The following is a 12456-nucleotide window of genomic DNA, read 5'->3' as shown; positions in this document are numbered from 1 at the left end:
TGAAAGGAAGTGCCGCATAAGTGAATTTTAAGCAATATTCACCAGAAGAGCTAAAAGAATGTTCAATGATTGAAGTTGTACATAGCGTTTTAGGGGATAAAAGACAAGCAACGACATTCAACGAGTTGGTTAAAGAAATCGCTCAAGTGCTGGGACTATCTCAAGAGCAAGTTAATGCGAAACTCGCACAATTTTATACAGATTTAAACATCGATGGACGCTTCATTAATTTAGGAGAAAACCGTTGGGGACTACGTAGCTGGTACCCATATGAGCAAATCGATGAAGAAATTCTGCCTCAGCCAAAACCGAAGAAGAAACGTAAAGTTGAAGAAGACGGTTTTGACGACTACATGGAAGACGAAGATGACTTCGACGATGCAGACGGAAATGCAGAGGAAGAAGAAGAAGTAGAAGATTTGGACAAGGTTCTTGAAGAAGAAGACGGAGATGACGATGATCTTGATGATTTAGATGAAGATGATGAAGATGACTTCGCTGAAGAAGAACTTGAGTATGATGAAACTGAAGAAGAAGAGGAAGAACTGTAGTTCTTGACTTTTCATTATCGTCCATGTAGAATCATTTTTGGGCTCTTTAAAAAAGGACGATAATACTTTTAAAGTGTAAATATAAAAGAAAATTGCTCCCTACTTGTTACTTTTTGTGATGAGGGGAGCAATTTTCTTTTTTGTTTTTTGTTTAGAATACAAAAAGAGTCTAACAATAAGATAGATACAGTGTTATCTACATACGTTGCGCTTTGCAACGGTGATTATATAACAACAAGGTAGAAGGGAGCTTTTTCATGACTAAGTATATTTTTGTAACAGGCGGTGTAGTATCGTCTTTAGGTAAAGGTATTACAGCAGCATCTCTTGGAAGACTTTTAAAAAATCGTGGTTTAAACGTAACGATTCAAAAGTTTGATCCGTACATTAACGTAGACCCAGGGACTATGAGCCCATACCAACACGGTGAGGTATTCGTAACAGATGATGGTGCAGAAACGGACTTAGACCTTGGTCACTATGAACGTTTTATCGACATCAACTTAAACAAATACAGCAACGTAACAACAGGTAAAATTTACTCTTCAGTTCTTCAAAAAGAGCGTCGTGGTGAATATCTAGGAGGAACAGTTCAAGTTATTCCTCACATTACTAACGAAATTAAAGAACGTGTATATCGTTCTGGTCGCGAAACAAATGCGGACGTTGTTATTACAGAAATCGGTGGAACTGTTGGTGATATTGAGTCTCTACCATTCTTAGAAGCAATCCGTCAAATTAAGAGCGACATCGGTCGTGACAATGTAATGTACATTCACTGTACGTTAATCCCGTACTTAAAAGCAGCGGGTGAAATGAAAACAAAACCAACGCAACATAGCGTTAAAGAGCTTCGTAGCTTAGGTATTCAACCAAATATTATCGTTGTTCGTACAGAACTGCCTGTTTCTCAAGATATGAAAGACAAGCTTGCATTATTCTGTGACATCGATACAAAAGCAGTTATCGAAGCACGCGATGCAGATACTTTATACGCGGTTCCATTATCTCTTCAAGAGCAAAACATGGACCAAATCGTTTGCGATCACTTAAAATTAGACAATCCAGCTGCAGATATGACAGAGTGGACTGCGCTAGTTGATAAAGTACGTAACCTTTCTAAGAAAACAAAAATCGCTCTTGTTGGTAAATACGTAGAGCTTCAAGATGCATATATTTCTGTTGTAGAAGCACTTCGTCATGCAGGTTATTCATTCGACACAGATGTAGAAGTGAAATGGGTAAACGCTGAGCACGTAACAGCAGAGAACGTAAAAGAATTAGTTGGTGACACAGATGGTATTCTTGTGCCAGGTGGTTTTGGAGATCGTGGTGTAGAAGGTAAAATCGTTGCAATTCAATATGCTCGTGAAAACAAAGTTCCATTCTTAGGAATTTGCTTAGGTATGCAACTTGCATCAATCGAATTTGCACGTAACGTATTAGGATTAGAAGGAGCTAACTCTTCTGAAATTAATCCTGACACACCTTATGCAATCATCGACTTATTACCAGAGCAAAAAGATGTAGAAGACTTAGGTGGTACACTTCGTCTTGGTCTATACCCATGTAAGCTTTCTGAAGAAACGAATGCTTATAGAGCTTACAGTGAGCCGGTTGTATATGAGCGTCATCGTCATCGTTATGAGTTCAACAATCAATTCCGTCCGGATATGGAAAAAGCAGGATTTGTATTCTCTGGTACAAGCCCAGACGGTCGCCTAGTTGAAATCATTGAATTAAAAGATCACCCTTGGTTCGTGGCAGCACAGTTCCACCCAGAACTTGTATCTCGTCCAAACCGTCCACAACCATTGTTCCATGATTTCGTAAGTGCTTCTATTACGAACAAAGAGAGCAAGTAATAAAAAAGCGCCTGAAATAGGGCGCTTTTTTTAATATTCGTTTAACATTTCATCAATTGTAAATTTCAATCCGTGATAAGCAAATAAGGCTATCATTAAACTTGGGAATCCGTAGCGATTACCTTCATCGTCTGGAATAAGACCTTTTAACAGTTTTGTATCAATATGTACATCTGTATATTGTTCCAGTGATTCAATACCTTCTTGAATAGCAGAGATTCCAACGATAGAGTGGCCTTCTTCTTGAAGTTTTTTTGCAATACTTACCGCTTCTTCATCTGTTGAAAAACGGCTAATAAGAAGTACACGGTCTGCAGAAGTTACTTCTGCTTCTTTATCATTTTCAAATAAACGTTTCGCTTGCTGCATTGGTTCAGCACCGAATAGTGCTTCAGCAACAACACCATCCATTTCATTTGTACCATGTAAATAAATGAAGCCATCGCCAACTAATGCTTGAGCAAGTAGACGAGCGCTATCTTCTATATTCATTTCCTCTTTTTGAGAAACTCTGGAGAAATAACCACTTAATTGAGTCGAAAAAATTTTTAACATAATGTTACTCCCTTCGTACGTGTTCGCCGGCTTTCATTATAGTGTATTTTTTTAGAAAGGTGAAATCGTAGGGTAGCATAACAAAAAAGGAAACGGTAAAATAAGAAAGAATAGGAAGGAATTTGCCAAAGAATAGCGAAAATAAATCGTTAAGATATAAGAAGCTTTAAATCTTGTATTTATACAGAAAGGTTGGGAGTTATGGAAGGGAAAATTTTAATCGTTGATGATCAATATGGCATTCGTGTGTTATTACATGAAGTGTTCCAAAAAGAAGGTTATCAGACGTTCCAAGCAGCGAATGGATTTCAAGCTTTAGATATCGTGAAAAAAGATAATCCAGATTTAGTTGTGTTAGATATGAAAATTCCAGGTATGGATGGTATAGAGATTTTAAAGCATGTAAAAGAAATTGATGAGAGTATTAAAGTAATTTTAATGACTGCTTATGGAGAGCTTGATATGATCCAAGAGGCAAAAGATTTAGGAGCTTTAATGCACTTTGCTAAACCATTTGATATTGATGAAATTCGTCAAGCGGTGAGAAATGAGCTTGCTGTAGAGGCGTAAAAAATGAATTTTTTATAAAAAATATGGAAAAAAGCGTTTACATGGACTATTGAGCAGGTGAATACAGTTGAGTTTTTGAGTACAAGTTGTTATCCTATTGAGTGTAGAAAAAAGTCCGGTATGTAAATATACATATTTTACCTTATTCTGGTCATACTACCAGCGATAAGAATTTATCGGATACAAAAAACGTTTTTTAGGAGGATTCACCATGCCTTTAGTTTCTATGAAAGAAATGCTAAACAAAGCACTAGAAGGAAAATACGCAGTTGGTCAATTCAACATGAACAACTTAGAGTGGACTCAAGCTATCTTAGCTGCTGCGGAAGAAGAAAAATCTCCTGTAATCCTAGGTGTATCTGAGGGTGCAGCTCGTCATATGACTGGTTTCAAAACAGTTGTAGCTATGGTTAAAGCTTTAATCGAAGAAATGAACATTACTGTTCCTGTAGCGATTCACCTTGACCATGGTTCAAGCTTCGAAAAATGTAAAGAAGCAATCGATGCAGGTTTCACATCTGTAATGATTGACGCTTCTCACCACCCATTCGAAGAAAACGTTGAAACTACTAAAAAAGTGGTAGAATACGCACACGCTCGTAACGTATCTGTTGAAGCTGAGCTTGGAACAGTTGGCGGACAAGAAGATGATATCATCGCTGAAGGCGTAATTTACGCTGATCCTGCAGAGTGTAAGCACCTTGTTGAAGCAACTGGCATCGACTGCCTAGCTCCAGCTTTAGGTTCTGTACACGGTCCTTACAAAGGTGAGCCTAACTTAGGATTCGCAGAAATGGAGCAAGTTCGCGACTTCACTGGCGTACCTTTAGTATTACACGGTGGTACTGGTATCCCAACTGCTGATATCGTAAAAGCTATTTCTTTAGGTACTTCAAAAATTAACGTAAACACTGAGAACCAAATTGAGTTTACAAAAGCTGTTCGTGAAGCATTAAACAAAGATCAAGAAGTTTACGATCCTCGTAAATATATTGGACCTGGCCGCGAAGCTATCAAAGCAACTGTTGCTGGTAAAATTCGCGAATTCGGTTCTAACGGTAAAGCGTAAGAATAAAATTCCGTTTTGGAAACCGTCTAGTCTTTTAGACGGTTTCCTTTCGTTGTATAATGAAAGCGTGAACAAGTCTAAAGATTTTTATCATTTCGTTTTTGAAATAGAAAATAATGTGCATAGTCCTATTAATAAATGTGATAACGTATCTAAATTGATAAATTTTGCTCGATGAATAGTTAATCTTTATCTATTCGGAATATAGGAGAAATGGAGATAATGGTTTCCTATTTATTGAGTTTTGGGATGGAAAGAGTGATTGAGATTCTTAAGGGGAATCTTCTAATTCTTTTTATAAAGAATTTAGAAGGTAAATACATTCACAAGAAGGGAGCTCAATATGGAAAAATTGCTAATTGAAGGCGGAAGAGCTTTAAATGGAACAATTCGAGTGAGTGGTGCGAAAAACAGCGCTGTTGCACTAATTCCAGCGACAATTTTAGCAGATACTCCAGTAACCATTGGTGGAGTTCCTAATATTTCGGACGTGAAAATGTTAGGAGACTTACTAGAGGAAATTGGAGGGAAAGTAACATATGGGCAGGAGGAAGAGATGGTAGTCGATCCTTCTAACATGGTTGCGATGCCTTTACCAAATGGAAAAGTGAAAAAGTTGCGTGCTTCTTATTATTTAATGGGTGCGATGCTTGGTCGTTTTAAAAAAGCTGTTATTGGGCTTCCAGGTGGATGTCATTTAGGACCGAGGCCGATTGATCAGCATATTAAAGGGTTTGAAGCGTTAGGTGCACATGTTACGAATGAACAAGGTGCTATCTATTTAAGAGCAGATGAATTGCGCGGGGCGCGTATTTATTTAGACGTTGTTAGTGTAGGGGCTACGATTAATATTATGCTAGCAGCTGTCCGAGCAAAAGGTAGAACTGTTATTGAAAATGCAGCGAAAGAACCCGAGATTATTGATGTAGCTACATTGTTAACAAGCATGGGAGCACGCATTAAAGGTGCTGGTACAGATGTAATCCGAATTGATGGTGTGGACTCACTGCATGGTTGTCACCATACTATCATTCCAGATCGTATTGAGGCTGGTACGTATATGATTTTAGGAGCGGCATCAGGAGGAGAAGTAACAGTTGATAATGTTATTCCTCAGCATTTAGAGTCAGTTACTGCAAAGCTAAGAGAAGCTGGTGTTCAAGTTGAAACGAACGATGATCAAATTAAAGTGAACGGTAATAGAAGGTTAAAAGTAGTTGATATAAAAACGCTTGTATATCCAGGTTTCGCAACAGATTTACAACAGCCGTTTACGACGCTTTTAACAAAGGCGCACGGGACGGGAGTTGTAACGGATACAATTTACGGCGCTCGTTTCAAACATATTGATGAATTACGTCGTATGAATGCACAAATTAAAGTAGAAGGTCGTTCGGCAATTGTAACTGGTCCTGTTTTATTACAAGGTGCAAAAGTAAAGGCGAGTGACTTACGAGCTGGGGCTTCGCTTGTTATTGCAGGATTAATGGCGGATGGAATTACAGAAGTAACCGGACTTGAGCATATTGATCGAGGTTATGAAAATATAGTAGACAAGCTTAAAGGGCTTGGTGCAAACATTTGGCGAGAACAAATGACAGAGCAAGAAATTGAAGAGATGAAGAACGCATAAGTGATACTTCCGCAAGTGGGGAGCGAAGTATCACTATTTGCGGAAGTACACTTTATAGAAAAATAAAGTTCACAAAATACGGCAGAAATATAAAGGCTTAAAGGAGAGGGATTATCGTGGAAAGAAGTTTATCTATGGAGTTAGTACGTGTAACAGAGGCTGCAGCATTATCATCAGCGCGTTGGATGGGACGCGGGAAAAAGGATGAAGCAGACGGTGCAGCAACGTCAGCTATGCGTGATGTATTTGATACAATTCCGATGAAAGGTACAGTTGTAATTGGTGAAGGTGAGATGGATGAAGCGCCAATGCTGTATATCGGAGAGAAATTAGGTACAGGGTATGGCCCGCGCGTAGACGTTGCAGTTGATCCTTTAGAAGGGACAAACATTGTAGCAGCTGGCGGATGGAATGCACTTGCCGTTATTGCAATTGCAGATCATGGTAATTTGTTACATGCTCCTGACATGTACATGGATAAAATCGCGGTTGGTCCAGAAGCAGTTGGAGCCGTTGATATTGATGCACCTATTATTGATAACTTACGTGCAGTTGCGAAAGCAAAAAACAAGGATATTGAAGATGTTGTAGCAACAGTTTTAAACCGTCCACGTCATCAAGCAATTATCGAAGAAATTCGTAAAGCTGGTGCTCGTATTAAATTGATTAACGATGGAGATGTAGCTGGAGCAATCAATACAGCATTTGACCGTACAGGTGTAGATATTTTATTCGGTTCTGGTGGGGCTCCTGAAGGAGTATTAGCAGCTGTCGCATTAAAATGTTTAGGTGGAGAAATCCACGGAAAGCTTCTTCCTCAAAATGAAGCTGAATTAGCTCGTTGTAAAAAAATGGGTATTGAAGATATAAATCGTATCCTTCGTATGGAAGACTTAGTAAAGGGTGACGATGCAATCTTTGCAGCAACAGGTGTAACAGACGGAGAATTGTTACGAGGCGTTCAATTTAAAGGTAGCGTTGGAACAACACAATCTCTTGTTATGCGTGCAAAATCAGGTACAGTACGTTTCGTAGACGGACGCCATAGTTTAAATAAAAAACCGAACTTGGTTATTAAATAAAAAGTGCAAGCGGCTCGTTCAGAATGGAAGAAGCAAAGCTACCGACCATTCTAGTTGTTAAAACTAGATTAAATAATAAGCGAAGACAAATTTTCTTGTCTTCGCTTATTGTATTTGTGTCCCAACGTATTGATTAAAACTAGATAAAAGGGTTACAATAGTGAATATTACCCTACTTGAACTTATTGCCTTTCATTATTAATTATTTGCCTTCCGTATTTTTTCCCTTTACCCATGTGAAAAGAGAATAACGTTAAAGTGTGGTGTCTGAATGAATTTGTCAATTGCAGCATTAGAAAACATGAAATTAAAAGAGTTATACGAGCTTGCGAAAGAATTTAAGATTTCGTATTATAGCAAATTAACGAAAAAAGAATTAATCTTCGCCATTTTAAAAGCTCGAGCAGAAAAAGAAGGTTTCTTTTTCATGGAAGGCGTATTAGAAATTATTCAATCAGAAGGATTTGGATTCCTACGTCCTATCAACTATTCTCCAAGCTCAGAAGATATTTATATCTCAGCTTCGCAAATTCGTCGTTTCGATTTACGTAATGGAGATAAGGTTTCTGGTAAAGTACGACCTCCGAAAGAAAATGAACGCTATTTTGGATTATTACAAGTTGAAGCTGTAAACGGAGATGATCCAGAGTCAGCAAAAGAGCGTGTGCATTTCCCTGCATTAACACCATTATACCCAGATCGCCAAATGAAATTGGAAACGGAACCGAAAAAGTTACCGACACGCATCATGGATTTAATCGCACCAGTTGGATTTGGACAACGTGGTTTAATTGTTGCGCCTCCAAAGGCGGGTAAAACAAGTCTATTAAAAGAAATTGCACACAGTGTTACAACAAATCATCCAGAAGCAGAATTAATTGTGCTTCTAATTGATGAGCGTCCAGAGGAAGTAACAGACATTGAACGTTCTGTTAAGGGCGATGTTGTAAGTTCTACTTTTGATGAAGTACCAGAAAATCATATTAAAGTAGCTGAACTTGTGTTAGAACGTGCAATGCGTCTTGTAGAGCACAAAAAAGACGTTATCATTTTAATGGATAGTATTACCCGTTTAGCGCGAGCTTACAACCTCGTTATTCCGCCAAGTGGTAGAACATTATCGGGTGGTATCGACCCAGCGGCTTTCCATAGACCGAAGCGTTTCTTTGGGGCTGCGCGTAATATTGAAGAGGGCGGTAGCTTAACGATTTTAGCAACAGCGCTTGTTGATACAGGGTCTCGTATGGACGATGTAATTTACGAGGAATTTAAAGGAACTGGAAATATGGAACTTCACTTAGATCGCTCATTAGCTGAGCGTCGTATCTTCCCAGCGATTGATATTCGTCGCTCTGGTACGCGTAAAGAAGATCTATTAATTCCGAAAGAGCATTTAGACAAGTTGTGGGGTATTCGTAAAACAATGCGTGATACACCAGACTTCGTTGAAGGTTTCTTACGTAAACTTCGTCAAACAAAGACAAATGAAGAATTTTTACAAAACATTGTTGCAGACTCGAAAAGGTATGTAACAACTAAGTAAAGGGAAAAGATTGGGACTCGCTTATTTCGTAGTAAGCGAGTTTTTTTATGTTTTTTAGGTGATGTTAAAGGGAGAAGTAAGTGGGAGAACCTTAGCCAGTCAGAGCTGAACGAGCCGTCTCCACTTTTAATTTAAAAAGACAAAAACAGGTAGTTGCAAAATGAAGTTAGCCTTGTTATAATTTCATCATATGTGTTTCATCAATATAGTTGTGTATGCAGCTGAAGATGAAAAACTCTGTTTCGAAAATGATTCAGGGCGGAAGGAGATGAAAAGAATGAAAGCAGGAATTCACCCAGATTACAAGAAAGTTGTATTCATGGACACAAACACAGGCTTCAAATTCTTAAGCGGGTCTACTAAAGGCTCTAGCGAAACTGTTGAGTGGGAAGATGGTAACACTTATCCATTACTAAAAGTTGAGATCAGTTCTGATTCTCACCCATTCTACACTGGACGTCAGAAGTTTGCTACTGCAGACGGACGCGTTGATCGCTTCAATAAGAAATACGGTATCAAGTAATAAAAACATAAAACAGGCAAGTGTATGTATTCGCTTGTCTGTTTTTTTTGCGAAAATATTATACCTTTACCCTACTTTTAACTAAAAAGTAGATGAAAGGAGAGCTTCATGTACTTAATAAATCAAAATGGCTGGATTGAAGTGATTTGCGGTAGTATGTTTTCTGGTAAATCAGAAGAGCTAATCCGCCGTGTGCGCCGCACGCAATTTGCGAAACAACATGCAATTGTATTTAAACCATGTATTGATAATCGTTATAGTGAAGAAGATGTTGTATCACATAACGGATTAAAGGTAAAAGCAGTTCCTGTTTCAGCTTCAAAGGATATATTTGAACATATTACAGAAGAGTTGGATGTTATTGCAATCGATGAGGTGCAATTTTTTGATGGGGACATTGTGGAAGTGGTGCAAGTATTGGCAAATCGTGGCTATCGTGTCATTGTAGCTGGTTTAGACCAAGATTTCCGTGGTCTACCATTTGGACAAGTTCCTCAGCTGATGGCGATTGCTGAACACGTAACAAAACTGCAAGCAGTATGTTCTGCATGTGGATCTCCGGCAAGTCGTACACAACGATTAATTGATGGAGAGCCGGCGGCATTTAATGATCCGATTATTTTAGTTGGAGCTTCAGAATCGTACGAACCACGTTGTCGTCATTGTCATGCAGTTCCTGCAAACAAAAATAAGTAAAACTCGCTTTGTAGGGCGGGTTTTTTTCAAAATAGAGAGAATGAGTGGTGCAAGCCGCTTGCGCTTTTAAATATATTATCTAGCTCCAGCGGCTAGAATCTCCGGCCATTTCACTCTCTCGCTCGAAGCAAAAAGCGCTTCAAGGTCGAGAGCTCCAAATAGCCTGCGATTCTGAGCAAGCTGCTTGCGCTTTTAAATATATCTAGTTCTGGTGGCTAGCTCTTCGCATCTAAGAACCTTCCGCCCGAAAGGTAAAAAGCACCTTTAGGTCGAAAGAACCTTAGCTGGTCAGAGCTGAAAGAGCCACCGCTACTTTTAAATATAATTTGCGTTTTTTTGAGTAAGTACCATATACTATTTGTATTAGATACTAGGATGTAGAGGTGAATGATGTGTTAGATCGTTTGCAAGCTGTAGAAGATCGTTATGAGAAGTTAAATGAATTGTTAAGTGACCCAGAGGTTATTAGCGATACAAATAAGCTTCGTGAGTATTCAAAAGAACAATCTGATATGCAAGAAACGGTAGAGGTGTACCGTGAGTATAAAGATGTTCGTGAGCAATTACGAGATGCAAAAGCAATGTTAGAAGATAAGTTAGACGCTGATATGCGTGAAATGGTTAAGGAAGAAGTCTCTGAATTAGAAGGACAAGAGAAAACATTATCAGAACGTCTGAAAATTTTACTTGTTCCAAAAGACCCTAATGATGATAAAAACGTTATCGTGGAGGTTCGTGGTGCTGCTGGTGGTGATGAGGCAGCTTTATTTGCTGGTGATTTATATCGTATGTATAGCCGTTATGCTGAGGTGCAAGGTTGGAAAACTGAAATTATCGAAGCGAGCTATACAGAGTTAGGTGGATATAAAGAGATTATCTTTATGATTAACGGTAAAGGTGCTTTCGCGAAGCTGAAATTCGAGAATGGTGCTCACCGTGTACAACGTGTTCCTGAAACGGAATCTGGTGGACGTATTCATACATCTACAGCAACTGTAGCTGTATTACCAGAGGCAGAAGAAGTAGAAATTACTATTCATGAAAAAGATGTTCGTGTTGATACATTTGCTTCTAGTGGTCCTGGTGGACAGAGCGTTAATACAACGATGTCAGCGGTACGTTTAACGCATTTACCGACTGGTGTAGTTGTATCTTGTCAGGATGAGAAATCACAGATTAAGAATAAAGAAAAAGCAATGAAAGTATTACGTGCACGTGTTTATGATAAATTCAGACAAGAAGCGCAAGCTGAGTACGATCAAAACCGTAAACAAGCTGTTGGTACGGGAGACCGTTCAGAGCGTATTCGTACGTATAACTTCCCGCAAAACCGTGTTACTGACCATCGAATCGGCTTAACGATTCAAAAGCTAGATCAAATCCTACAAGGTAAGTTAGATGATTTCATCAATGCCTTAGTGATGGAAGATCAGGCGCAAAAGATGGAGGCAGCTGAGTAATGCGTGTCTATGAAGCCCTGAAATGGGCTTCTTCTTTTTTACAGGAAAATGGACGAGATGAAAATGCGGGAGAACTTGTCCTTTGTCATGTATTAAAGACGAACAGAACAGGAATGCTCATGAATATGCGTGAAGAGATAACCGCGGAACAAGAGAAAAGTTTTGCAGAATTTATCCACAAGCATGTGAAAGGTATTCCGATCCAATATATGCTCGGTTATGAAATGTTTTATGGACGCTCGTTTTTTGTGAATGAAGAGGTATTAATACCAAGGCCTGAAACGGAAGAGCTTATAGTAGGAGTGCTAGAGCGAATTGAGCGTCACTTTGGTAATGAGAAACTTCATGTAGCGGATATTGGTACAGGTAGTGGAGCAATTTCTATTACGCTCGCTTTAGAAAATAAAAATCTTCATGTGTATACGGTAGATATTGCAAGAGAATCGATTGAAGTTGCAAAAGAAAATGCAAAATCTTTGGGTGCAGAAATAACGTTCTATCACGGTGATTTATTGTCACCATTTTATAAAATAGATCAAAAGTTAGATGTTGTCGTTTCAAACCCTCCATATATACCAGAAGAGGATTGGCGTGGTCTTTCTCCTGTTGTGAAAGAGCATGAACCAAAGAGAGCACTTGTTGGCGGTGAAGATGGATTAGATTTCTATCGCCGTTTTATGGAAGAATTGCCGAACGTGTTGCAGAAGAAAGCAATTGTGGCATTTGAAATTGGAGTAGGGCAAGGTGAGGATGTAAAGGAATTGTTACAACAAGCCTTTCCGCATGCTCATGTTGAAGTTGTTTTTGATATTAACGGAAAAGATCGTATGGTATTTGCAGAGATGGAGTAAGGTTCACGCCTTACTCTATTTTTTGTGGGGAAAATTCATATAGATTTTGAATTTAATA

The 12456-nt window shown here is 38.8% G+C and carries 12 protein-coding genes; 11 read left to right on the top strand and 1 reads right to left on the bottom strand.

Translation table 11 applies throughout. The features are described 5' to 3' along the window. The first annotated feature begins 20 nt into the window (after positions 1 to 20). Positions 21 to 551 (top strand): DNA-directed RNA polymerase subunit delta, encoded by a 531-nt coding sequence (gene rpoE, locus MHH42_RS26920; RefSeq protein WP_001009768.1) that lies wholly within the window; start codon positions 21 to 23, stop codon positions 549 to 551. 257 nt (positions 552 to 808) lie between these two features. Beyond that, a complete protein-coding gene (gene pyrG / locus MHH42_RS26915) occupies positions 809 to 2416 on the top strand; it encodes a CTP synthase (protein WP_000170441.1) in 1608 nt (535 codons plus the stop codon). 30 nt (positions 2417 to 2446) lie between these two features. Here pyrG and MHH42_RS26910 read toward each other — a convergent pair whose 3' ends face one another. After that, positions 2447 to 2971, bottom strand: a complete 525-nt coding sequence (locus MHH42_RS26910) for a DUF2529 domain-containing protein (RefSeq protein WP_000912396.1) — start codon at positions 2969 to 2971, stop codon at positions 2447 to 2449. A gap of 201 nt (positions 2972 to 3172) precedes the next feature. Here MHH42_RS26910 and spo0F point away from each other — a divergent pair, with 201 nt between their 5' ends. The 9 genes from spo0F to prmC all read left to right on the top strand — a co-directional run bounded on the left by spo0F (position 3173) and on the right by prmC (position 12398). Continuing rightward, a complete protein-coding gene (spo0F, locus tag MHH42_RS26905) occupies positions 3173 to 3541 on the top strand; it encodes a sporulation initiation phosphotransferase Spo0F (RefSeq protein ID WP_000398594.1) in 369 nt (122 codons plus the stop codon). Positions 3542 to 3752: 211 nt separating this feature from the next. After that, positions 3753 to 4610: a class II fructose-bisphosphate aldolase gene (locus MHH42_RS26900; protein ID WP_001131849.1), complete on the top strand. Its 858-nt coding sequence runs from the start codon at positions 3753 to 3755 to the stop codon at positions 4608 to 4610. A 343-nt stretch (positions 4611 to 4953) separates the two neighbouring features. After that, entirely contained in the window at positions 4954 to 6243 is a 1290-nt protein-coding gene (gene murA, locus MHH42_RS26895) for a UDP-N-acetylglucosamine 1-carboxyvinyltransferase (protein WP_000413251.1), read from the top strand. 116 nt (positions 6244 to 6359) lie between these two features. Continuing rightward, the gene (glpX, locus tag MHH42_RS26890) at positions 6360 to 7325 is read left to right on the top strand and encodes a class II fructose-bisphosphatase (RefSeq protein ID WP_000442336.1); all 966 of its coding nucleotides are present in this window, start codon (positions 6360 to 6362) and stop codon (positions 7323 to 7325) included. A 271-nt stretch (positions 7326 to 7596) separates the two neighbouring features. Further along, positions 7597 to 8868 (top strand): transcription termination factor Rho, encoded by a 1272-nt coding sequence (gene rho / locus MHH42_RS26885; protein ID WP_001053898.1) that lies wholly within the window; start codon positions 7597 to 7599, stop codon positions 8866 to 8868. Positions 8869 to 9145: 277 nt separating this feature from the next. Next, entirely contained in the window at positions 9146 to 9391 is a 246-nt protein-coding gene (locus tag MHH42_RS26880; protein ID WP_000643435.1) for a type B 50S ribosomal protein L31, read from the top strand. 108 nt (positions 9392 to 9499) lie between these two features. After that, the gene (locus MHH42_RS26875; protein WP_000280853.1) at positions 9500 to 10087 is read left to right on the top strand and encodes a thymidine kinase; all 588 of its coding nucleotides are present in this window, start codon (positions 9500 to 9502) and stop codon (positions 10085 to 10087) included. Positions 10088 to 10479: 392 nt separating this feature from the next. Continuing rightward, the gene (gene prfA / locus MHH42_RS26870) at positions 10480 to 11547 is read left to right on the top strand and encodes a peptide chain release factor 1 (RefSeq protein WP_000887062.1); all 1068 of its coding nucleotides are present in this window, start codon (positions 10480 to 10482) and stop codon (positions 11545 to 11547) included. After that, the gene (gene prmC, locus MHH42_RS26865; protein WP_016107304.1) at positions 11547 to 12398 is read left to right on the top strand and encodes a peptide chain release factor N(5)-glutamine methyltransferase; all 852 of its coding nucleotides are present in this window, start codon (positions 11547 to 11549) and stop codon (positions 12396 to 12398) included. The genes prfA and prmC overlap by 1 nt, the downstream gene beginning before the upstream one ends. The last annotated feature ends 58 nt before the right edge of the window (positions 12399 to 12456 follow it).

It is taken from the genome of Bacillus sp. FSL L8-0099, from assembly GCF_038006385.1.
GTDB lineage: Bacteria > Bacillota > Bacilli > Bacillales > Bacillaceae_G > Bacillus_A > Bacillus_A toyonensis.
This window is presented reverse-complemented; position numbering and strand designations above follow the sequence as displayed.

Coding starts and splice junctions, on each gene's coding strand:
- MHH42_RS26910 (WP_000912396.1), bottom strand. CDS start 2,971: ATGTTAAAAATTTTTTCGACTCAATTAAGTGGTTATTTCTCCAGAGTT.
- murA (WP_000413251.1), top strand. CDS start 4,954: ATGGAAAAATTGCTAATTGAAGGCGGAAGAGCTTTAAATGGAACAATT.
- MHH42_RS26880 (WP_000643435.1), top strand. CDS start 9,146: ATGAAAGCAGGAATTCACCCAGATTACAAGAAAGTTGTATTCATGGAC.
- pyrG (WP_000170441.1), top strand. CDS start 809: ATGACTAAGTATATTTTTGTAACAGGCGGTGTAGTATCGTCTTTAGGT.
- rho (WP_001053898.1), top strand. CDS start 7,597: ATGAATTTGTCAATTGCAGCATTAGAAAACATGAAATTAAAAGAGTTA.
- MHH42_RS26900 (WP_001131849.1), top strand. CDS start 3,753: ATGCCTTTAGTTTCTATGAAAGAAATGCTAAACAAAGCACTAGAAGGA.
- MHH42_RS26875 (WP_000280853.1), top strand. CDS start 9,500: ATGTACTTAATAAATCAAAATGGCTGGATTGAAGTGATTTGCGGTAGT.
- spo0F (WP_000398594.1), top strand. CDS start 3,173: ATGGAAGGGAAAATTTTAATCGTTGATGATCAATATGGCATTCGTGTG.
- prmC (WP_016107304.1), top strand. CDS start 11,547: ATGCGTGTCTATGAAGCCCTGAAATGGGCTTCTTCTTTTTTACAGGAA.